Origin of the sequence: Bradyrhizobium sp. SPXBL-02, from assembly GCF_051853065.1 — a bacterium.
In the GTDB taxonomy this organism is placed as follows: domain Bacteria; phylum Pseudomonadota; class Alphaproteobacteria; order Rhizobiales; family Xanthobacteraceae; genus Bradyrhizobium.
This window is the reverse complement of sequence record NZ_CP182474.1, coordinates 6,726,088-6,747,628: the sequence shown is the minus strand read 5'-3', so window position 1 is coordinate 6,747,628 and position 21,541 is coordinate 6,726,088. Positions and strand designations below refer to the sequence as shown.

Annotated in this window: 15 protein-coding genes; 8 read left to right on the top strand and 7 right to left on the bottom strand. The window is 66.2% G+C overall.

Annotation, left to right across the window (positions count from 1 at the left end):
• Positions 1-2 precede the first annotated feature (2 nt).
• Complete coding sequence (locus ACNJYD_RS31385; protein WP_439364296.1) at positions 3-980, top strand: hydroxyacid dehydrogenase; 978 nt, start codon at positions 3-5, stop codon at positions 978-980.
• A gap of 6 nt (positions 981-986) precedes the next feature.
• Here ACNJYD_RS31385 and ACNJYD_RS31380 read toward each other — a convergent pair whose 3' ends face one another.
• A complete protein-coding gene (locus tag ACNJYD_RS31380; protein WP_172787467.1) occupies positions 987-2,153 on the bottom strand; it encodes an ABC transporter substrate-binding protein in 1,167 nt (388 codons plus the stop codon).
• Positions 2,154-2,439: 286 nt separating this feature from the next.
• Here ACNJYD_RS31380 and ACNJYD_RS31375 point away from each other — a divergent pair, with 286 nt between their 5' ends.
• From ACNJYD_RS31375 to ACNJYD_RS31365, 3 genes are all read left to right on the top strand, one after another.
• On the top strand, positions 2,440-4,869 hold the full coding sequence (locus ACNJYD_RS31375) for a bifunctional diguanylate cyclase/phosphodiesterase (RefSeq protein WP_260380269.1): 2,430 nt from the start codon (positions 2,440-2,442) through the stop codon (positions 4,867-4,869).
• Positions 4,870-4,957: 88 nt separating this feature from the next.
• Entirely contained in the window at positions 4,958-6,253 is a 1,296-nt protein-coding gene (locus ACNJYD_RS31370) for an MFS transporter (RefSeq protein WP_212259150.1), read from the top strand.
• Between the two features lie 329 nt (positions 6,254-6,582).
• The gene (locus tag ACNJYD_RS31365) at positions 6,583-7,548 is read left to right on the top strand and encodes a helix-turn-helix transcriptional regulator (protein ID WP_439364293.1); all 966 of its coding nucleotides are present in this window, start codon (positions 6,583-6,585) and stop codon (positions 7,546-7,548) included.
• Here the strand turns inward: ACNJYD_RS31365 and ACNJYD_RS31360 are convergent.
• Positions 7,545-8,156: a TetR/AcrR family transcriptional regulator gene (locus ACNJYD_RS31360; protein ID WP_439364292.1), complete on the bottom strand. Its 612-nt coding sequence runs from the start codon at positions 8,154-8,156 to the stop codon at positions 7,545-7,547. The genes ACNJYD_RS31365 and ACNJYD_RS31360 overlap by 4 nt on opposite strands.
• Before the next feature lie 130 nt (positions 8,157-8,286).
• Here ACNJYD_RS31360 and ACNJYD_RS31355 point away from each other — a divergent pair, with 130 nt between their 5' ends.
• The 4 genes from ACNJYD_RS31355 (at position 8,287) to ACNJYD_RS31340 (ending at position 15,051) form a co-directional block, all read left to right on the top strand.
• On the top strand, positions 8,287-9,516 hold the full coding sequence (locus ACNJYD_RS31355) for a cytochrome P450 (RefSeq protein ID WP_439364291.1): 1,230 nt from the start codon (positions 8,287-8,289) through the stop codon (positions 9,514-9,516).
• Positions 9,517-9,649: 133 nt separating this feature from the next.
• Positions 9,650-13,309: an AsmA family protein gene (locus ACNJYD_RS31350; protein WP_439364289.1), complete on the top strand. Its 3,660-nt coding sequence runs from the start codon at positions 9,650-9,652 to the stop codon at positions 13,307-13,309.
• A gap of 349 nt (positions 13,310-13,658) precedes the next feature.
• Complete coding sequence (locus ACNJYD_RS31345; RefSeq protein WP_172787456.1) at positions 13,659-14,777, top strand: DUF2336 domain-containing protein; 1,119 nt, start codon at positions 13,659-13,661, stop codon at positions 14,775-14,777.
• Between the two features lie 31 nt (positions 14,778-14,808).
• Complete coding sequence (locus ACNJYD_RS31340; RefSeq protein WP_172787455.1) at positions 14,809-15,051, top strand: hypothetical protein; 243 nt, start codon at positions 14,809-14,811, stop codon at positions 15,049-15,051.
• A gap of 56 nt (positions 15,052-15,107) precedes the next feature.
• Here the strand turns inward: ACNJYD_RS31340 and ACNJYD_RS31335 are convergent, their stop codons facing one another.
• From ACNJYD_RS31335 to ACNJYD_RS31315, 5 genes are all read right to left on the bottom strand, one after another.
• Complete coding sequence (locus ACNJYD_RS31335) at positions 15,108-16,814, bottom strand: response regulator (protein ID WP_439364287.1); 1,707 nt, start codon at positions 16,812-16,814, stop codon at positions 15,108-15,110.
• Positions 16,811-18,322, bottom strand: coding sequence for an ATPase domain-containing protein (locus ACNJYD_RS31330; protein WP_439364286.1), 1,512 nt, complete (start codon positions 18,320-18,322; stop codon positions 16,811-16,813). Before ACNJYD_RS31330 ends, ACNJYD_RS31335 begins: the two co-directional genes overlap by 4 nt.
• 284 nt (positions 18,323-18,606) lie before the next feature.
• On the bottom strand, positions 18,607-19,104 hold the full coding sequence (locus ACNJYD_RS31325) for a GNAT family N-acetyltransferase (RefSeq protein WP_212259135.1): 498 nt from the start codon (positions 19,102-19,104) through the stop codon (positions 18,607-18,609).
• A gap of 197 nt (positions 19,105-19,301) precedes the next feature.
• On the bottom strand, positions 19,302-21,173 hold the full coding sequence (feoB, locus tag ACNJYD_RS31320; RefSeq protein ID WP_172787451.1) for a ferrous iron transporter B: 1,872 nt from the start codon (positions 21,171-21,173) through the stop codon (positions 19,302-19,304).
• A 37-nt stretch (positions 21,174-21,210) separates the two neighbouring features.
• Entirely contained in the window at positions 21,211-21,486 is a 276-nt protein-coding gene (locus tag ACNJYD_RS31315) for a FeoA family protein (RefSeq protein WP_212259137.1), read from the bottom strand.
• Positions 21,487-21,541: the final 55 nt, after the last annotated feature.

The window sequence follows — 21,541 nt, the reverse complement described above, 5'->3', positions numbered from 1 at the left end:
TCGTGAAGGTCCTGCTCGCGCATACCCCGGAGATGCGGCGCAATTATTACGGCGATCGCAGCCTGAACGGCCTTTGCGCGGCCGCCGAGGTGATCCTGCACCAGGGGGATGAGCCGCTGGACGCAGCCAGCCTGGTGCGCGCCGCGAAGGACGCCGACATCATCGTTGCCGATCGCATGACGGAAGGGCGCGGCGAGATCTTTGCGCAATTGCCGCGCCTGCGAGCGTTCGTCCGCTGCGCCGTCGACATCCGCAACGTCAATGTGGACGCGGCCTCGCAAGCCGGCGTGCTGGTGACCCGCGCCGGGCCCGGCTTCGTACAGGCCGTGGCCGAGCTCGCGCTCGGCTTCATGGTCGACCTCTCCCGCGGCGTATCGCGGACCACGGCGGATTATCAGGCCGGCCGCAAGGCTGAGGCACGGATGGGCCGCCAGCTCGCCGGCAGTCGGATCGGCATCATCGGCTACGGCAGCATCGGGCGCTACCTCGCCGAGATCGCAAAAGTGCTGCGCATGGAGGTGCTGGTCTCCGATCCCTTTGCGACAGTCAGCGATGCCGCGATCCGCCAGGTCGGTCTCGACGAGCTCCTCGCCGCCTCGGACTATGTCATCTGCCTCGCCATCGCCAACGAGCAGACCGAGAACCTGATCGGGGAGGCGGCGCTGGCGCGCATGCAGAAGCACGCCGTCTTCATCAATCTCTCGCGCGGCAATCTCGTCGACGAGGCCGCCCTGGCACGCGCGCTGCGTGAGGGCCGCATCGCCGGCGCCGCCATGGATGTCGGCCGCGCGCCCGATCAGATGCCGACGCCCGATGTTGCCAAGCTGCCGAACGTCGTCGCCACGCCGCATGTCGGCGGCTTGACGCCGCAGGCCATCGAATACCAGTCGCTGGAGACCGTGCGGCAGGTCGAGGCCATCGTGAGGGGAGAAATCCCGCAAGGCGCGGTCAACGCCGATCGCTGGACGCGGCGGCCGTGAAGAGCCCTAAAGCCGGTCCACGGCCTTGAACGTCCCGTCCTTCTGGATCACCGTCAGGAACACCTTCGGCGGCGTGTCGAGCATGCGTGTGCCGACGGTGAAGAGGCTGCCGCTGATGTCGAAGCGGCCGGTATCGTTGATGGCGCGCAGCAGGCTTGCGCGCGTCGGATTGGGGCCGGCCTTTTCCAGCGCCGCGGCCGCGAGGCGGCCGGACAGATAGCCTTCCAGCGACACGAAGTCCGGCGTCAGCGTCGGATCGAACGCCTTCTGCGCCGCCTGATAGTCGGCGACCAGCTTGAGCGAGCGGTCCCATGGAAACGGCACGACCTGCGAGACGATGACGCCTTCGCCCTCAGGGCCGAGTTCCGCCGCGAGCGCAACGGCGCCGACGAAGGAGATGTTGACGAAGGTTGGACGGGCGCCGCTGCGGTGGGCGAGCTTGATGAACTCCGCGCACGGTCCATAGGTCCCGACCATGACGATGGCTTCCGGGTCGGCGCGCTTGATCATGCGCCAGGCCTGGACGACCGCGCGGGTGTTGCGCTCGAACGTGCCTTCGGCGGCGAGCTCGAGGCCGCGCTTGGCGAGCGCACGCTTGACGCCGACAAGCCCGTCGCGGCCGAAGGAATCGTCCTGGTAGAAGATGCCGATGCGCGTGAACTTGCGATCCTCGGTGAGGTGCTTGATCCAGGCCTCCGCCTCCGCGCCGTAGCTCGCGCGGATGTTGACGACGTTCGGAAGCTCGAGGTCGCGCAGGAACTCGGCGCCGGTGAACGGGCCGATGAAGGGAACGTTCCTGGCGCTGGTGATCGGGATCGTCGCCATCGCTGTCGGCGTGCCAACCGCGCCGATCAGCGCGAACACCTTGTCGTCATCGATCAGGTGCAGCGTCTGCGCCACCGAACGGTCGGGGTCGTAGCCGTCGTCGCGGCTGATGAGCTGAAGCTTGCGGCCGTGGACGCCGCCCTTGGCGTTGATCTCGGTGAACGCGGCGACGATGCCTTGCCGCATGCGCTGTCCGAGCGCAGAGGAGGGGCCCTCAAGCGCCGCGGCCTGGCCGAACAGGATCGCATCCTCGCTGATGCCGGCCTCGTTGCCCCTTGCCGCCAGCGTGGTCGCGGCCAGAAGCGCGATGGTCAGGACGACGGAGCTCGCTGATCGAAATCGATGCATCGGAGGCTTTGCCGGATCGTTGGAAGAAATCTTGCGCAACGTAACGCGCGAGCCTGAATAGCTCGCTAAGCGGCACGACGCAGAAAGGCCGTAGTACACCGGGTAAAACCGGTAACTTATGTCGATAACGCCGGGATCGCTCGCGCACTTCGTTAACTAGTTTCCGCATTGCGGAACGACCAATTTCCAAAATTGTGCAGTTCTTAACCGCGATCTTGTTCCGATAGCGGCGCCGGCACCTCAACCAGAGGTTCGGTTCGTCGCGGAGAGGGACGGCGGCTTAAAGATGGGCGGTCGCGATCAGAACGATCAGGATCGGAGACGGAGAGGCGGATGGTGGCGAGCCGCGCCGCTGCTCGGGCTCTATCGCCCTGCGCTCGTCGCGGTCGGCGTCGGCCTGCTGTTCTCGATCGTGGGCGCCGCCGCCGTCGCGCGGTGGGAAGATCGCGTCAACAGGATCGAGTTCGAGAACGCGGCCGAGACCCAGGCGATCGTCATGCAGAACGGCATGAACGAGTACATATCGAGGCTTCTCGCGCTGCGCACCCTGTTCGAATCGACCAACGAAGAGGTCACCCGCAGCGAATTCGAGACCTTCAGCGCCCGTCTGTTCGAGCGTCATCCCGGCGCGCTGCGCATCTCTTGGTTGCCGCGCGTCAACCGCAAGGAGCGCACGGAGTACGAGACAGCGGCGATCCGGGACGGCGTGTCGGGCTATCAAATCAAGTCGCTGCAGGGCGAGACCTTCTTCACCGCGCCGCAGAGCGACGAATATATTCCGGTGTTCTACTCGACCGAGCCGAAGACCTCGCTGGTCTACGGCATGGATTACATGACCGTTCCGGAGCGCCGGTCGATGCTGGAGCGTGCGCGTGACAACGACCGCGTGGTCGCCGTGCGCACGCCCCTGTTCGGGCCGAGAGACGGCGACCGGCTGTCTTATGTTCTCGTCGCCATTCCCGTCTATGCCAAGGGCACCTCGCGCGAGGAGATCGCGGACCGGCGCCGCAATCTCGCCGGCTTCGTGGTCGGCATCTTCGATCTGCCGCTGCTGATCCAGTCCATTCGTGTGACCACCGGAGCCAGCCCCGCGGTCAGCATGACGGTCTTCCCGCCCTTCGCGGCGCAGATCGTCAGCCTGGAGCAGATGCTGCCGGACTATTCGTCGTCCGCCGTGGCGTTGCGGTCGATGCGGGACATCGCGCGGACCCTGCACTGGTCGGGCAGTCTCAAGATCGGCGATACCGATTGGCAGGTGCGGGCGGTTCCGACCGCCGGCGGTCCGCTGGCGACGACTTACGACCGCGCGGTCGCGGTCCTCGTCGTTGGCATGCTGCTGACGCTGTCGCTGTCGACCTATCTGATGCTCGCCAGCCGCAATTCGCGGCGGCTGTCGCTGGCGAACCGGCGGGTGCTCGAGCTTGCCCAGACCGACATCCTCACCGGATTGCCGAACCGCGCCTTCTTCCTCACCCGGCTCGACGAGATGAACGGACAGTTGAGCGTGAGGGGCCTGCCCTTCGCGATCCTGATGCTCGACCTCGACCGCTTCAAGAACGTCAACGATTCTCTCGGTCACGCGGCCGGCGATGCGCTGCTGCGCCAGGTGGCGCAGCGGCTGAAATCCGCGTTGCGCGCCGACGACGTGCTGGCGCGGCTCGGCGGTGACGAATTCGCCATCATCCAGGAGGCGGGCGAGGACCAGCGCGCCTGCTCGACCGAGCTGGCGGCACGGATCGCCAAGCTCGTGAGCGAGCCGTTCCTGCTGCCCGGCCACCGCGTCGAGATCGGCACCAGCATCGGCATCGCGATCGCGCCGGATCATGGCAGCGATCAGGAGCAGCTCCTGAAGAAAGCGGATCTGGCGCTCTATCGTTCGAAATCGGCCGGCCGCAACTGCTTCACGATTTATGATGAAGCGATGTCGGCCGAGCTGGAGGCGCGCAACACGCTGGAAGGAGATCTGCGCGACGCCATCGCGCGCTGCCAGCTGGAGGTACACTACCAGCCGTTCGTCGATGCCCTCAGCGGCGAACGACGCGGCTTCGAGGCGCTGGTGCGCTGGCGGCATCCGACGCGCGGCCTGATCCCGCCGGACCAGTTCATTGCGCTTGCGGAGGAGACCGGGCTGATCGTGCCGCTCGGCGAATTCGTGCTGCGGCGCGCCTGCGCGGACGCGGCCGGCTGGCCAGCCGATCTCACGGTCGCCGTCAACCTGTCGCCGATCCAGTTCAAGGAAGCCGAGCTGTTCGAAATGATCTGCGCGGCGCTCGCCGATTCCGGCCTGCCGCCGCAGCGGCTGGAGATCGAGATCACGGAATCCGTGCTGCTGGAGCGCGGCAGCGAGAACCACGCCTTCATGGAGCGGCTGAAGCAGCTCGGCGTCGAGCTCGCGCTCGACGATTTCGGCACCGGCTATTCCTCGCTCAGCTACCTGACCGCGTTCCCGTTCGACAAGATCAAGATCGACAAGTCGTTCATTCGCAACCTGACCCAGCAGCCGCGCTCATCCGCCATCATCTCCTCGATCGTGACGCTGGCGCGCGGACTGGACATGTCGGTCACCGCCGAAGGCGTCGAGACGCGCGAGGAGTTCGACCGGCTGAAGGCGCTCGGCGTCAATTTTGCGCAAGGCTATCTGTTCGGCCGGCCGCATCCGATCGAGCGGATCCTGTTCGACGCGCCGGTCAAATCCTCACGGCTCGACGCCGCCTGAGCGCGCGCGAGGCATGCGCGAAAAGCGCTTGACCCAGGCATCCCCGGATGGTCCGAAGAACCGTCCAGGGATGAAACAAGCACACAACATGCGGCTTCCGTTCTTCTACGGCTGGGTCGTGGTCGCCGTGACCTTCGTCACCATGGCGATCGGCGTCAACGCGCGCACCGCCTTTTCGCTGTTCTTTCCGCCCATCATCGCCGAGTTCGGCTGGGAGCGCGGCGTCACCGCGGGCGCCTTCTCGTTCGGCTTCGTGGTGTCGGGCGTGGTCAGCCCGCTGATCGGCCGCCTGATGGATCGCGCCGGCCCGCGCGCGGTGATGGAGCTCGGGGTCGTGCTGATGGGCGGCGGCCTGCTGCTGGCGCCGCTGACCAGCGCGCCCTGGCATCTCTACGTCACCATCGGCGTCATGGTCGGCGCCGGCAGCGTCTGTCTCGGCTATTCCGGCCAATCGCTGTTCCTGCCGAACTGGTTCATCCGCAAGCGCGGCTTCGCCATCGGTATCGCCTTCGCCGGCGTCGGCATCGGCTCGGTGACGCTGCTGCCATGGGTGCAGCACATGATCGAGCAGACCGGCTGGCGCACCGCCTGCACCGCGATGGGCCTGCTCGTCCTGATCGCGCTGGCGCCGGTCAATCTGCTGCTGCACAAGCGCCCCGAGGACATCGGCCTCCAGCCTGACGGCGATGCCGCCCCGGCCGCGGGCGCGGCAAGGCCGGCCTCCAACGTGGTCGATCCCGTCTGGGCCAACACCGACTGGACGCTGCAGCGCGCCGTCGCGACCGCGCGGTTCTGGTGGATCGCGCTCGGCTATTTCTGCGGCCTGTACATCTGGTACGCAGTGCAGGTGCACCAGACCAAATTCCTGCTCGACGTCGGCTTCAGCTCCAGCGTTGCGGTGTGGGCACTCGGCATGGTCAGCCTGCTCGGCATTCCAGGCCAGATCGTGCTAGGGCACGTCTCCGACCGCATCGGCCGGGAGTGGGTGTGGGCGATCAGCTGTGCTGGTTTCGTCGTCTGCTTCGCCGCGCTGATCGCGCTGAGATATCAAGCTTCGCTCTGGCTGGTTTATCTGATGGTGTTCACGCAAGGCGCGCTGGGCTACGGCCTCACCTCGATCATGGGCGCGGTCGTGTTCGAGATCTTCCAGGGCAGGCATCAGGGCAGCATCTTCGGCACGATCATGCTCGCGGCGCTGGCGGGCGGTGCGGCCGGACCGTGGGTGACCGGCTTGCTCTACGATCGCGCCGGCGACTACACGCTGGCTTTCGCCGTCGCGATGGTCGTGAGCGGAATGTCGGCTCTCGCGATCTGGCGGGCGGCGCCTGGGAAGGTGCGGGCGGTCGCCGGCCGGCTGCACAAGCTCAAAACGGGATCCGAATAGGTCCAGTACGCTTCAAGATACCTGCAGCGTTTTCGCCGAGCGTTCAGGGCTTCCTCTACGCTCCCCGCTGCCGCCGGTCGCCTTCGAGCGCTGGCTGATCGAGCATTGCGCCGAGCAGGCGAGGGCGATGCTGGGGCGGCTGGACCTGGCGGCGGAGCCGGCGGCAATGCAGCGGTCGGCGTAAGACCTACAAGCAGCTCACGTTCAGGTGAACCGGGCGCGCGATGCTCACGCGCAGGTCTGGACCGTCGCTTGCCGATGTCGGATAATTGGGCGTGATCTGGCGGCGGCGCTCAGCTCCCAGTCTCCTCACATCCGAGATTGATCCCATGGCACACGGCGCCCTCGCGCAGAAGCTCGAACGATTCCTGCATTTGAAGGATGCGCCGCCGACGCTGGTCACGCGTTCGCTGCGCAGCGCCGAGCTCGCGGTCACCGAAACCCGGGACGACCATCCCGTGACGCGGCTTTCCGAATCGTTGCCTGCGGAAGACGCCTATCTCGTCAGCGTCAAGCTCCGCGATTTCGTCGATTGCGAGTGCTGGGAGCGCGGCCGATGCGTGATCAAGAACGATATCCGCGCCGGCGCCACTTATCTGTACGACCTGAAGCGCGACCCGCGTTACGTGATCGACAAGCCCTTCCATTCCCTGTTCTTCCATCTGCCCCGTTCGGTGTTGGACGACATGGCGAGGCAGAGCGGCGCGGGGCCGATCGGTGAGCTCGCCTATCAGCCCGGCATCGGCCACGACGATCCGACCATCCGCCATCTCGGCGCGTCGCTCCTGGCGGCGTTGCGGCGGCCTGACGAGGCCAACCAGCTCTTCGTCGACCACATGATGCTCGCGCTCACCGCACATGTCGTTACGACCTATGGCGGGTTGCGGCGCGCCGAGCCGGTGCGCGGCGGCCTTGCTCCGTGGCAGGTGAAGCGGGCTTGCGAAAGGCTGGAGTCAGATCTCCACGGCAAGCTCTCGCTGGAGAAGATTGCCGCCGAGTTCGATCTCTCCGTCAGCCATTTTTCGCGCGCCTTTCGCGTCTCCACCGGCCTGCCGCCGCACCAATGGCTGCTGCGCCAGCGCGTGGACACGGCCAAGCAGTTGATGACGGTACGCGACCTGTCGCTGGCGGAGATCGCGGTATCGGCCGGCTTCGCCAATCAGAGCCACTTCACCCGCGTGTTCTCTTCGCTCGTCGGCATCAGCCCGGGAACGTGGCGCCGTGAACGAGCGGCAGCCGCTCTCGATGCCAGAGACAGCGGCGCGGCTGCGCCGCCCGCTGCAGGCATCCGCTAGACCGAGGCCAATCCCGTCCTGCTCCTGAGATCCGTGAGCGCGCGCAGGAAACTGTCGGCCGGTGTCGTCTCGGGATCGATCAGGCGGTGCAGGCGAAATCCGTCCTCCAGCGCGAGCACGATCGCGGCCATCCAGGGCGGTTCCAGATTGTGGTTGCGTCCGTTGCTCTTCAGCGTCGCTTCGATGATGTCGGCGACCAGCTTGCGCCGCCCGCGCAGGCGTTTGGCAAGTTCCGGCCGGCGTTTCTCGGCGCGCGCGACGAACAGGATCATCTCCATGTGGAGCAGGGGCGAGCGGCCGAGCGGATCCTGCCGGCTGCGGTCCATCGTCTTCAGCGCCGCGATGAAATCGTCGAGATTGTCGTGCTGCGCCAGGATGTCCATGTTGCGCCGGATCGACTGCGCGACATGGTCCTCGAGCATGGCGATGATCAATTCGTCCTTGCTCGCAAAGTTCGAATAGAACGCGCCGCGGGTGAAGCCCGCCGCCGCCGCGATCGCCTCGATGCTGGCGCCGCCGATGCCGTCCTCCTCGAACGCGCGCGCCGCCGCCTCGAACAGCCTGTCGCGCGTGTCGTCTCTGGTTGGCCTGGTTCTCACCCTTGACATCGGCGCAGCTTAGGGCAGAATGCAACTCGATACAACAATGTATCGAGTTGATAATTTACAGGGATGGTTACGCCGGGCGATGGGGCAGCCTTGCGTATGCGTGTCATGCGGCAACCGATCCGAGGTCACCATGAACGAGCAAGTGCAACCCGCTGGCGGACCGCTGTTCAACCCGCTCTCGCCGGATTTCATCCGCGATCCCTATCCGCATTATGAACGGCTGCGCGCGGTCGATCCGATCCACGTGACGCCGTTCGGCCAGTACGTCGCCAGCCGTCACGCCGAGGTCAGTCTCGTGCTGCGTGACAAGCGCTTCGGCAAGGATTTCGCCGAGCGCTCCAGGCGCCGCTACAGCGACAGGATCATGGACGAGCCGGTCTTTCGGAATTTGGGCCACACGATGCTGCAGGCCGACCCGCCGGATCACACCCGTTTGCGCGGGCTCGTGGTCAAGGCCTTCACCGCGCGACGCGTGGAGGACATGCGGCCGCGAATCCAGGAGATCGTTGATCATGCCATCGATGCCGTGATCGAGCGCGGTCAGATGGACCTGATCGGGGATTTCGCGTTCCGTCTGCCGGTCACGATCATCTGCGATATGCTTGGAATCCCGGAAGAGCACCGCGAGGCGTTCCACAAGGGGTCGAGCGATGGCGTGCGCATCTTGGATCCTGTCCCCATGACGCCGGACGAGATCAAGCAGGGCAACGCACGCAACCTGATGGCGCAGATGTATTTCCAGCAGTTGTTCGAACTGCGTCGCCGCAATCCGGGAGACGACCTCACGACCCAGCTCGTGCTGGCCGAGGAGGACGGCAACAAGCTCACAAACGAGGAATTGACTGCGAATATCATGTTGCTGTTCGTGGCCGGCCACGAGACCACGGTCAACCTGATCGGCAACGGCCTGCTCGCGCTCCACCGCAACCCGGATCAGCTTGCGCTCCTGAAAGCGCGGCCGGAGCTGATGACGAACGCGATCGAGGAGTTCCTGCGCTATGATTCCTCGGTGCAGATGACCGGGCGCGTCACGCTGGAGGAGGTCGAGGACCTCGGCGGCGTGAAGATCCCCAAGGGTGAGACCGTGCTCTGCCTGCTCGGCTCGGCCAACCGCGATCCCGCGATCTACCCGGATCGGCCGGACCGGCTGGACGTCACCCGGGCAAACGTCAAGCCGCTGTCGTTCGGCGGCGGCATCCATTTCTGCCTGGGGGCCCAATTGGCGCGCATCGAGGCCGAGATCGCCATTGCCACGCTGCTCCGGCGGCTGCCCGATTTGCGCATCGACGATGTCGAGACCCCGGAATGGCGGCCGACCTTCGTGCTGCGCGGGCTGAAGCGGCTGCCGGCGAGCTGGTGAGGGGGCACGCGCGTTAACCTCCGCGCGCAACAGTCGCTGTGACTTCGCCATACTTCCCCCTATATAAGGGGCTGTTCCGGCGCGCCTGAGGCCCTCAGCTTCGGCCCGGGCCGGTTTGGCCGAGGGGAGACCCGTGCAGACGACGCTGCTCGGATTGGCGATTGCCTTCATCATTGCGCTGCTGGCCGCGCTGATCGGGCCTTACTACATCGACTGGAACCAGTTCAGGCCCCAGTTCGAGGCGGAGGCCGGCAAGATCATCGGCGTACCGGTGCGGGTGGCGGGCGAGCTCGACGCACGGCTGCTGCCGGCGCCGACGCTGCGGCTGCGCGCCGTCACCTTCGGCGGCAACAACGATCTCGGCCGCCTGCGCGCCGACAAGCTCGACGTCGAGTTCAGCCTCGGCTCCCTGATGCGCGGCGAATGGCGCGCCACCGAGCTCACGGTCGGCGGCATGGCAGTCGATCTCGGCCTGGACGCACGCGGGCGGGTCGATCTGCCGTCGACCGCGAGCGGCACCTTCAACCTGGCGTCCCTCGCCATCGAGCGGCTGAACCTCACCGGCCGCATCGCTCTTCACGACGCCGCCAGCCGCTCGACGCTGGAATTGAACGACATCGCCTTCTCCGGCGACGTGCGCTCGCTCGCAGGGTCGGTGCGGGGCGACGGCAGCTTCAGCGAGCGCGGCGTGCGCTACCCGTTCCGCGTCTCCTCCGGCCCCAGCGCCGACGGCAGCGCGACCCGTCTCCACCTCAACATCGATCCCGGCGAGCGCGCCATCCTCGCCGATCTCGAAGGCGTGCTCGCCTTCGACAATCGCCAGCCGAAATTCGAGGGCGCGCTGACGCTCGCCGTGCCCGCGGTTAAGAAGGCGGGCGAGGCGGGGCCGACACCCTGGAAGCTCGCGACCAGGCTCAAGGCCGATCCGGCCGGCGCGAAATTCGAGCAGATCGATGCGAGCTTCGGCGCGGAGGACACCGCGCTGAAGCTCGGCGGCGTCGGCGATATCAGGTTTGGCGCCTCGCCCTTGCTGCGCGCGGTGCTGTCGGCGCGGCAGGTCGATGCCGACAGGCTGACCGCCAGGGACGATGCCGATCCGCAGCGCGTCCTGCCGGCACTGCGCGCAGGGCTGGCGGCGATCCCGCAGGTGCCGATCCCGGCGCAGATCGAGTTCAATGCCGATCAGATCATGCTCGGTGGCCGTCCGCTCCAGAACATCGCGGCCGAGCTTGCGACCGACGGCCGGTCCTGGACCTTTCGGCGGCTCGAGCTGCGCGCGCCCGGCATGACGCAGCTCTCGCTCAATGGCGCGGCTCCCGGCGCCGACAGTTTCAGCGGCCGGCTCAGCGTCGAGTCCTCGGATCCCGACACGCTGGTAGGCTGGCTGCAGGGCCGCAGCGAGATCAACCGCCGCAGCACGCGGCCGCTGCGCCTTTCCGGCGACGTCACCATCGCCGCCAATCATCTCGCCATCGACAGGCTGAAGGCCGACATCGACGGCGGCGCCGTCGAAGGCCGCATCGCCTTCGTGCAAACAGGCCCAAGCAAGGGCTCGCGGATCGATGCGGACCTCAGGGCCGATCGGCTCGACCTCGATGCCGCCGCGAGCTTCGTGCGCGCGCTGGCGGGGCCGCAAGGCGAATGGCCGGAGGAGGCAAAGCTCGCGCTCGATATCGGCCGCGCCATCTCGGCCGGCCAGGAGCTGCGGCCGTTCGCAGCCAGGCTCGCCTACAGCCCGGCGTCGCTGTCGCTGGAGCAGCTGCGTTTCGGCCAGGCCGGCGGCGTGACCACGGAGGCCAGCGGCAGCTTCGACCGCGCCAAGGCCACCGGCAAGCTCGCGCTGAAATCCTCGGCCAATTCGCTGCGCGAGCTCACCGGGCTGATCGAGCCGTTCGCGCCCGCGATGCGCGCGCGCCTCGATGCGCTTCCGTCTTTGCCCGGCGCGACCCGTCTCAAGCTCGATCTCAGCCTCGACAAGAACGCCGAGCAGGCCGATCGCAGCAATGCCCGCGTCGTGCTCGACCTCGACGCACCGCAGCTCAAGACCACGGCGACCCTGGCCGCGCAGACGCCGGCGGCTGCCATCGGCGGCATCGACCTCGAACGCCTGCGCAACAGCGACTTCACGCTGGAGGCGAAAGTAGCGGCGCCGCAGGCCGGCACCCTATTGGCACTGTTCGGGCTCGACCGCATTGTGGCCCCGGGCGAGGGCGCCACGCAATTCGAAGGCCGCTTGAGCGGGGCCTGGCGCCGTCCCTTGCAATTGAACGCAAAGCTCAGCGGCGGCGGGCTCGATGCGGACGCGCAAGGCAGCATCGAATTGTCGGAGCCCAAACCGTCCGAGCCCAAATCGTTCGAGCCCAAATTGTTCGATCCCAAGGCGAGCGTGAACCTGCGCGTGCGCAACGCCAATCTGGCGCCGCTGCTCGGGACCAGCCCGGCCGACAAGTCGGCGCAGAATGTCAGCCTGTCCTCCCGCCTCACGCTCTCCGGCAATCGCCTGACCTTCGGCGATCTCGACGGCAATGCCGCGGGCTCGCATCTGCGCGGCCATGTTGCGGTGACGCTCGATCAGGACAAGACCGTCGACGGCGAGGTCGGGCTCGACGCGCTCGATCTGGTTCCGGCGCTCGCCGTCGCGGTCGGCGCGGCCGGTCATGAGTCCGGCGACCCGCTCAGCGCCGGACTGGTCAGCGGCTGGCGCGGCCGCATCGCCTTCCAGGCCTTGCGCGGAACGTTGCCCGGCGGCATCGAGCTGCGCCCCTTCGGCGGCGTGATCCGGAGCGACGGCCAGTCGTTCGCACTCGATGCGCTCAAGGGCGGCGTCGGCGGCGGCGAAATGTCAGCAAGCCTCGACGCGCGCAATGGCGCGGCTGGTCTTGCGCTGAACGCGCGCATCGAGCTCAGCAATGTCGATGCGTCGGCGCTGCGCTATCGCGACCTCGCGCTGCCCAAGGGGCGCGCCTCGGTGCAGATGGCGCTGACCAGCCAGGGCCGCAGCGTCGTGGCCCTCACCGGTGCGCTCGCCGGCAACGGCACGGTGACGCTCGAATCCGCCGAGATCGCCGGCCTCAATCCGCGTGCGTTCGAGATCGCCATCCGCGCCAGCGACGGCGGTCAGGTCAACGACGACAACCGGTTGCGGCAGCTCGTCGAGCCCGCGCTGTCGGCGGGGCGCATTGCGGTGCCCTCGGCGCAGATTCCGTTCACGATCCGCGACGGCCGCCTCCGGGTCGGCGCAACGCCGCTGGAAGCGAAGAATGCCCGCGCCATCGTCTCCGGCGGCTACGACATTCCCGCTGACCAGGCCGACATTCGCGCCAGCCTGACGCCGATCATGACCGGGCTCTCCGGCGCCCCGCCGGAGATCCAGCTGTTCGCGGCAGGCCCGCCCGACAGGCTGAGCCGCACCATCGACCTCGCGCCGCTGTCGTCGTGGCTTGCTGTGCGCACGATCGATCGTGAGACGCGGCGGCTCGACGCCATCGAGCGCGGCGAGCCGCCGCCGGCCACCGCTGCGCTGCCGACACTGGTGTCTCCGGAGATAGCGCCCGAGCAGGCGCCGGCCAATGTGCCGTTGCCGGGCCAGGATCCGCGCCGCGCGCCGGCAAAGCCCAAGGTGGCGCCGACCCCGAAGGCTCCGCAGGCGGCGCCCGCCGCGCCGAGCCCGCCGCTTGCCAGCCAGCAACTCGCACCGCTCCCACCGCCGATCGACGTAAAGCCGGCCCCGGGCCCGCCGCCCGCCAAGCCCAGGCCGAAGCCGCCGCTGGTGCTAACCCCGCAAAATCCTTGAGCAGATTGGTTTGCGCGAATTGGGCCGCGGGCTCGCTCACCTCTCCCGCTTGCGGGAGACGTCGCGCCGAAGGCGCGGGTGAGGGCTTTCTCCTCTAGGGGAAAGTCCCAACACCCTCTCCCCAACCCTCTCCCGCAAGCGGGAGAGGGAGCGCACCTCCTGCACAGCATCTTCCCCGCCTCTTAACCCATTCCCTCGCATTTGAACGAATTCTCGTCGGCAAAACTGATTTGCTGGTTTTACTGAATTCTCGCGTTTCATCTCTAGCGTTGGTTCCGAGGAATTCGGCGTCGCGCCGCGAGCGGCGGGACGGCTCGCCAAAGGGCTGCCAAGAACTGGGGTTATCGAGATGAACGGGGCGAAATCGCTTCTGCAGGATCTGGACGACGCGATCGCGCGCGGCACCGACGAAAGCCGGGCGCGCGCATTGTGGCATGCGACCGACATCCTGATCACCGGCCGCTACAGCGACGACGAGATCAGCATGTTCGGCGAGGTGATCGGCCGGCTCGCCGACGAGATCGAGGTGGCTGCGCGCGCGCAGCTCTCCGAAGTGATGTCGGCCTGCGATCACGCCCCGCTCAACGTCATCGAAAAGCTCGCCCTCGACGACGAGATCGCGGTCGCCGGTCCCGTGCTGCGCGATTCCAATCGCATCGACGAGAAGATGCTGGTCGAGAGCGCCATGACCAAGGGCCAGGCGCATCTGCTGGCGATCTCCCAGCGCCAGTCGATCGGCGAAGCCGTGACCGACGTGCTGGTCAAGCGCGGCAACCAGGAGGTCGTGACCTCGGTCGCCAAGAACGAGGGCGCGCGTTTCTCCGGCTCGGGCCTGCTGCACATGGTCCGCCGCGCCGAGGGCGATTCGATCCTTGCCGAGCAGCTCGGCCTGCGCAAGGACGTCCCCCGCCACATCTTCCAGCAGCTGATCGCGAAGGCCTCCGAAGACGTCCGCCGCCGCCTCGAGGTCGAGCGGCCCGAGATGATGTCGCAGATCCAGAGCTCGGTGACCGAGGTCACCGGCGATCTCCAGTCCAAGTTCGGCCCGTCCTCGCGCAGCTATTTCGTCGCCAAGCGCGTGGTCACGACGCAGTATCGTCAGGGCAATCTCAACCAGGATTCGATCTCGAACTATGCCCGCCAGCACCGCTTCGACGAGGTGCAGATCGGCCTGTCGCTGCTGTCGGCGCTGCCGGTCGACGTGATCGAGCGCGCCTTGATGGACCGCAACCGCGAGATGATCCTGGTGCTGTGCAAGGCCCTCGACTTCTCCTGGGACACGACGATGTCGCTGCTGTTCCTCGGCGCCAAGGATCATCTGATCACGGCGCGCGAGCTCCAGGACAACGAGCGCGAGTACGGCCGGCTCAAGATCGAGACCTCGCGCAGCATTCTGAAGTTCTATCAGTCGCGCAAGACCGGCGCGGGTGCCGATGCGGGCCGTCAGCCCGAGCTTCAGGTTCACTGACAGGTCCACTGAGGACAGGGGAGTATCTGCAATGTTGCCTCAATTCGGCACCGCCGTTCGCAAGAAGAATCCGGCCAATGCCGCCAGCGCCGATCTCGGCGGCGCGGCTCCGGACAAGGCCTCGGTGGACGCCGCCTGGCTCGTGCTCGAAGCCGCCAACGATCTCGGCGACCACGCCGCGGTCGACGCCTGCCGCCGCGTCATCGACGCCGAGCTGAACGGCACCGTGGCCCGCAGCGCGGACGTCGATCTGGTGCTTGGGTATTTCCGGTAAGGCTCCTGAGATCACCGAGTGGCCTGGAAAGAGCGCAGCGAAATCCAGGATCACTCTCAGCAGGAGTTCGAGCGTTTGGCGCCTGCATCGCGCCGAAGACTTGACTTCGCCGCGGACAAGGCTGCCGCGAGCTCGTCGATGTGATAGGGTTTGGCTAATATTGCAATGCCCGCGGTCTCCGCTTCATGGACCGAGGCTTCGGCGTATCCGCTGGTCAGCAATACCGGTATGTCGCTTCGTCTCTTCCTGATCTCGCGCGCAAGCTCGACCCCGTTCATGCCGCCCGGCATCATGATGTCGGAGAAGATCAGATCGATGGGACGGCCGTCCGCCAGGGCACCAAGCGCTGCCGCGGCGCTGGAGGCGCGGGTGACGTCGTAACCGAGCTGGCCGAGCATCTCGCTGACCAGCGCGGCAACCTCGTTATCGTCCTCCACCAGCAGGATCTGCCCCTGATTGCTCTTCTTCGGGCGCACCCGGGTGAGGTCGATGAGGTGTCGCTCGCCGGAAGGAGTCTCGAAGGATCGCGGCAAATACAGCTCGATGCTCGTGCCGCGGCCGACCTCCGATCGAATTCGCACCGTGCCCCGCGACTGCGTTGCAAATCCATGGACCTGTGCGAGTCCAAGTCCCGACCCCTTGCCGATGTCCTTGGTCGTGAAGAACGGCTCGAACACCCGCGACATGATTTCCGCGGGCATGCCGACACCGGTGTCGACGACCGACAAGCGAACGTAGTCGCCGGAAATCTCCCCATCGTTCAGGTCGGGTAGATTTTCGCCGTGCACGATGATTGTGCCGCCATTGGGCATGGCGTCGCGGGCGTTGACGGCCAGGTTGAGAATGACGAGTTCGAGCTCGCCGGGATCGACCTCCACCGGCCATAGCTGCTCCGGAAAGTCGAATTCGACATGGACGTCACCCCTCAGGCTGCGATCGAGCAGTTCTCGCATGCCGCCGATCTGCGCGGCGACGTCGACGGGCTCCGGCCGGAGCTTCTGCCGCCGTGAGAATGCCAGAAGTTGCTTGGTCAGGCTTGCCCCGCGCTGTGCCGCCTGGATCATCCCGTCCATCAGGCGGCGACGGCGGGCCGGATCAGTCTGGCGTTCGAGCATGTCGAGGCCGCCGGAAATCACCATCAAGAGATTGTTGAAGTCGTGCGCCACGCCGCCGGTGAGCTGGCCGATGGCTTCGATCTTCTGAGCTTGGCGAAGCGTTTCCTCCACGCGCGCGCGCTCTTCAATTTCGAGGCGAAGCTGCTTGTTGGCCTCCTCCAGCGCTTTGGTCCGCTCGATCACCAGCTTTTCGAGCTCCTGCGCGGTCTGCTCGCGCGCCTCGAGCAGCGCCCGGATCTCGTATTGACGTCCGCGTGCCCGCAGTGCGGATTGGATGGTGCTGGTCAGAGTGATCGGCTGAACCGGGCGTTCGAGCAGCGAAACGTTGCGGAGAAGCTCGACAATGCTGCGCCGCCAGGCGACGACCGCAGGCTGCTCCCGGTGGCTGGTGAGAACGACAAAAGGGAGGTCGGACCATGGCCGTTGGCCTGCGATCCACTTCGCCAGCGACGCCGTGTCCTTCCCGAACAGACCTTCCTCGGCAACGAAAACGGCACCCACCCCGGCACTCATCTCGGTGACGAGCTCTTCCAGATCGCGGCAGTTGACGGCTTCAAGGCCGGAGCTGCGGAAGAGCTCCGCGGCGGCTGGGCCGTCGCGGCCGATCGGCGCGAAGACGAGAACGTGGTGATCTCGCCCGACGGTCATTCAGCAGTGCCTTCCGCCATCGCCGGGCCGGTATAATGCGGGGTGCCGGAAAAAATGCCGCTGAAATCCCTCAGCGGCGGACCGAGCTTGATGCCGGCGCCGGTGAGCCGAAATTCGCGGATCGTATGCTCGTGGTTGCCGCTGCGCTTCTTCACGACGGATAAGGCGCGCCGCACCGTTCCGCCGAGCTCGAAATAGCGCAACATGAGGACGGCATCGCTCAGATAGCTGATGTCGAGGTTGGTGTCCGTTGGCCCGACCAGCCCATGCTGAGCCAGGATCAGGATGGTGAGAACTCCTTGCTGCGCCAGGTAGCTCAGCAGTTCGTGCATTTGCAGAATGAGAAACCGCTCGTCGGGCATTGCGTTGAGATAGCCGTTCAAGCTGTCGATGACGATGACGCGGGCGTTGTCGCGTTCGACGCTCCTGCGCACGTTGGCCGCGAATTCACCGGGTGAGAGCTCGGCTGGATCGATCTGCTGGAAGCGGATAAGGCCCGCATCGAGATGCTCCTCGAGAGCGAGGCCGAGGGTTCGGGCGCGTGCCTCCACCGTGCCGCGGCCTTCATCGAAGGCGAAGAACACCGCGTGCTCGCCGCGTGTCGCCGCCGCAATCGCAAAGGTCAGCGCAACGGACGACTTGCCGACGCCGGCGGCTCCGATCAGAAGCGCGTTGGTGCCGCGCTCGAGGCCGCCTCCCAGCAACTGGTCCAATTCGGCGTTGCCGCTGCGCGTGAACTCCCCGAGAAACGCCTTGTGGTGTTCGGCCGCGACCAGACGTGGGAATATCCGCAAGCCCCCTGTTTCGATCGTGAAATCGTGGTAGCCGCCGCGAAAGCGGATGCCGCGCATCTTGATCACGCGAAGCCGCCGCCGCTCGGCACCGTAGTCGATGGCCAGCTGCTCGAGCATCACCACGCCGTGCGCGATCGAATGCAGCTGCAGATCGTCCTGGGACGATGAAAGATCGTCGAGCAGCACGACGGTACAGTTGCGATTGGTGAAGAAATGCTTCAGCGCGAGAACCTGGCGCCTGTAGCGGAGCGGGTTCTGCGCCAGCAGCCGCAATTCCGACAGGCTGTCGAGCACCACGCGGGTGGGATTGATCCGTTCGACCTCCTTGAAGATCAGACCCGTGGTCTCGCTCAGCTCCATCTCGGCGGGATGAAAAACCGTCAGCTCGCGCTCGGGATCGAGCGTCGTTTCCGGCGGCACCAGCTCGAAGATGTCGACGCCGTCCAGTGACCAGCCGTGCCGCTGCGCCACCACAGTGAGCTCGCGTTTGGTCTCGGAGAGAGAAATGTAGAGAACACGTTCGCCGTCGCGCACGCCGCGGAGAAGGAATTGGAGCGCAATCGTGGTCTTGCCGGTGCCCGGCCGGCCTTCATAAAGGTACATCCGGTTGGCATCGAGCCCGCCGCCGAGGATGTCGTCCAGACCGTCGCTGCCGGTCGAAATTCTCGGCAAATCCTTCGGGTCGCTGCCTGGAGCCGCGGATTGAACTGTCATGAACCCCCCTTACGTGTGTTCCGAAAGCTCTCCATGCGCTCCGGGCGTGCGCAAGGAGCCGGGTCTGGCTAAAAAGGTCCGTCTTAGGAACTCTCAGGCAAGGATTGAGTTCCCGCGCCGAAACTCCCCCGGACGATAGGGCGGCCGCTTCGTTGCCGCTCAGATGCATCAAGTGAATTGGCGTATTCGCCGCTTCGACAGCGGGAGACTGGGCCGACCACCGGATCGTGTCGGCTCAAAAATGAACACAAGCGATCCACCTGCACCCGGTCTCGTTCTGGAATTCACCGTCGGATGCGGTAGATCACGACGTCGTTGCCGTGACGGTTCGTGCTTCGCTCGAGCAGATAGTTCGATTTCTCCAACACACGGCGGGATGCAGCGTTGCCGATATAGACGATGCCGATGAGGGAGGGCAGCGCAAGCTGTAATAGTCCGATGTCCGTCAGCGCGGTCGCGATCTCGCTGGCAAATCCCTGGCCCCAGAATTCGCGCTTGAATGCGTAGGCGATCTCGATCTCGTCGACATCGTCCACGAGAATGTGCCGAATGCCCGCCCGTCCGGCGAAGGCCCCGTCTTTCGCTCGCACCGTCCAGAGCCCGAAGCCGTGCTGGTCCCAATGGGCCATGTTGGTGGCGAGATAGGCCTTCGTGACCTCGGGCGTCCGGACCCCGCCGAGATAACGGGAGACCTCGGCATCGTGATGCAGCGCGACGAGGTCGGCGAGGTGATCCTCGCGCAACCGCTCGGCGGTCAGGCGGTCGGTGCTGAAATGGTCCACGGAGACAGATCGCCGATTGGGTGGCGTGTCGCTCATGCTGCTATCGCTACGGGCTGATCATGACATCATGCCCCTGTTTTGCCCGACGGGTCAACGGACGAGGGCGGGTGGTTTGTTGCCTTGCGCGTAACCCATTGATTTCACGACCCCCGTCTACTGTGCATGGGGTTGTTTTCGTACTTTTGTTTTGGAAGCGGCTAGCCCGCGCCCAGCGCGACCGCGACGTTGTACGTCACGAGGCTCGCCGCGTAGGCCAGCACCAGCATGTAGGCGAAGGTGACCCCCATCCAGGCCCAGCTTCCGGTCTCGCGCCGGATCACGGCGAGCGTGGAGGCGCATTGCGGGGCGAAGATGTACCAGGCCAGCATCGACAGCGCGGTCGCGAGCGACCATTTCGTCGCCAGCACCTGGCCGATCTGCTCGGCCGCTTCCTTGCCGCCCTCGATCGCATAGACGGTGCCGAGCGCCGCGACCGCGACCTCGCGCGCCGCCATGCCCGGGATCAGCGCCACCGCGATCTGCCAGTTGAAGCCGACGGGGGCGAGCAGGGGCGCGAGCGCCTTGCCGATCATCGCAGCGAGGCTGAAGTCGATGGCCGGCCCGGTCGCGCCCGCGGGCGGCTGCGGGAACGAGGCCAGGAACCAGATCAGCACCATCATCGAGAAGATCGTGGTGCCGGCGCGCTGCAAGAACATCTTGGCGCGGGTGTAGATGCCGATCACGATCGATTTCAGCCGCGGCATCTTGTAGTCCGGCAGCTCCAACATGAAGGGCGCCGGCGCAAAGTCGCGCAGCATGAAGAACTTGATCAGGAACGAGACGACGAGCGCGCTGATGATGCCGGCGGCATAGAGGCCGAACATCACGAGGCCCTGCAGGTTGATGAAGCCCCAGATGTCCTTGGCCGGAATGAAGGCGGAGATGATCAGCGTGTAGACCGGAATGCGCGCCGAGCAGGTCATCAGCGGCGCGATCAGGATCGTGGTCAGCCGGTCGCGCTTGTTGTCGATGACGCGCGTCGCCATGATGCCGGGAATGGCGCAGGCAAAGCTCGACAGGAGCGGAATGAAGGCGCGGCCGTGCAGCCCGGCGCCGCCCATGATGCGGTCCATCAGGAACGCCGCGCGCGCCATGTAGCCGAAATCTTCCAGGAGCAGGATGAACAGGAAGATGAGGATGATCTGCGGCAGGAACACGATGACGCTGCCGACGCCGGAGATCACGCCGTTCTGCAGGAAGCTTTGCAGCAAGCCGTCGGGCAGCGTGGCCTGCACCAGCTCCCCGAGCGAGTCGAAGCCGGACTTCAGCAGCTCCATCGCCGGCTGCGCCCAGGCGAACACCGCCTGGAACATCACGAACAGGATCAGCGCGAGCACGATCAGCCCGCCGACCGGATGCAGCACGACGGCGTCGATCCGTGCGGTCCAGGTGTCGGGGCGAGCAGGCAGGCTGACGCAGTCGGCGATGATGCGGTCGGCCTCGCGCTGGGTCGCGCGCAATTCGCTGACGCTGAGCGCGCGCCAGATGTTGTCCTGCGGCTCGGCGGCAAGCTTGGCCGAAATCTCGTCGGTCAGCTTGAGCAGGTCGGCCGTGCCGCCCTTGCGCACCGCGATCGAGGTGACCACGGGCACGCCGAGCTCCTTAACGAGCCGCTCGACGTCGACATTGATGCCGCGGCGGCTTGCGATGTCGAACATGTTGAGCACGAGGATCATCGGCCGCCCGGTGCGCTTCAGCTCCAGCAGCAGGCGGATGGTCAGGCGCAGATTGGTGGAATCGGCCACGCACAGCACGAGATCGGGCAGGGTCTCGCCGGAGGCCTTGCCGAGCACGAAGTCGCGGGTGATCTCCTCGTCCGGGCTGCGGCCGCGCAGCGAATAGGTGCCGGGCAGGTCGACCACGGAGACCTGGCGGCCGAGCGGGGTGACGAAGAAGCCTTCCTTGCGCTCGACCGTGACGCCGGGATAGTTCGCGACCTTCTGCCGGCTGCCGGTCAGCGCGTTGAACAGCGAGGTCTTGCCGCTGTTGGGCGTGCCGACCAGGGCGAGATGCAGCAGGGGTGCTTCCATGGGATCAAGGGCCTGGGGGCAAAATTCCGGTCGCGCGTCAGGCGACGATGATGGCCATGGCTTCGCGACGGCGGACTGCGATCGTGATGCTGTCGACGCGTACCGCGATCGGGTCGCGCCCGACCAGCCCCTCATGCAGGATCTCGACCCGGGCGCCCTCGACGAAGCCGAGCTCGATCAGGCGGCTCTCGAGCTCGACGTCCGAAAGCGCCGAGTCCGCCTGCTTGGCGGCGAGGTGCTGGATGACGCCGGTATAGCCGCGCTGGGCCAGACCCAGCGGCATGTGCGAACGCGTATCAGTGGTGTCGGTCATGCCCTGTATTTTCAACGCCGGGCATTGAGGTCAAGCGCGGTCGCCCGCTGAAGCT

Bases quoted from the DNA above. Each gene is read 5' to 3' on its own strand.
- ACNJYD_RS31360 (WP_439364292.1), bottom strand. From the start codon at position 8,156: ATGTCAAGGGTGAGAACCAGGCCAACCAGAGACGACACGCGCGACAGG.
- ACNJYD_RS31340 (WP_172787455.1), top strand. From the start codon at position 14,809: ATGTTGCCTCAATTCGGCACCGCCGTTCGCAAGAAGAATCCGGCCAAT.
- ACNJYD_RS31330 (WP_439364286.1), bottom strand. From the start codon at position 18,322: ATGACAGTTCAATCCGCGGCTCCAGGCAGCGACCCGAAGGATTTGCCG.
- ACNJYD_RS31380 (WP_172787467.1), bottom strand. From the start codon at position 2,153: ATGCATCGATTTCGATCAGCGAGCTCCGTCGTCCTGACCATCGCGCTT.
- ACNJYD_RS31345 (WP_172787456.1), top strand. From the start codon at position 13,659: ATGAACGGGGCGAAATCGCTTCTGCAGGATCTGGACGACGCGATCGCG.
- feoB (WP_172787451.1), bottom strand. From the start codon at position 21,173: ATGGAAGCACCCCTGCTGCATCTCGCCCTGGTCGGCACGCCCAACAGC.
- ACNJYD_RS31370 (WP_212259150.1), top strand. From the start codon at position 4,958: ATGCGGCTTCCGTTCTTCTACGGCTGGGTCGTGGTCGCCGTGACCTTC.
- ACNJYD_RS31355 (WP_439364291.1), top strand. From the start codon at position 8,287: ATGAACGAGCAAGTGCAACCCGCTGGCGGACCGCTGTTCAACCCGCTC.
- ACNJYD_RS31375 (WP_260380269.1), top strand. From the start codon at position 2,440: ATGGGCGGTCGCGATCAGAACGATCAGGATCGGAGACGGAGAGGCGGA.
- ACNJYD_RS31365 (WP_439364293.1), top strand. From the start codon at position 6,583: ATGGCACACGGCGCCCTCGCGCAGAAGCTCGAACGATTCCTGCATTTG.
- ACNJYD_RS31315 (WP_212259137.1), bottom strand. From the start codon at position 21,486: ATGACCGACACCACTGATACGCGTTCGCACATGCCGCTGGGTCTGGCC.
- ACNJYD_RS31335 (WP_439364287.1), bottom strand. From the start codon at position 16,814: ATGACCGTCGGGCGAGATCACCACGTTCTCGTCTTCGCGCCGATCGGC.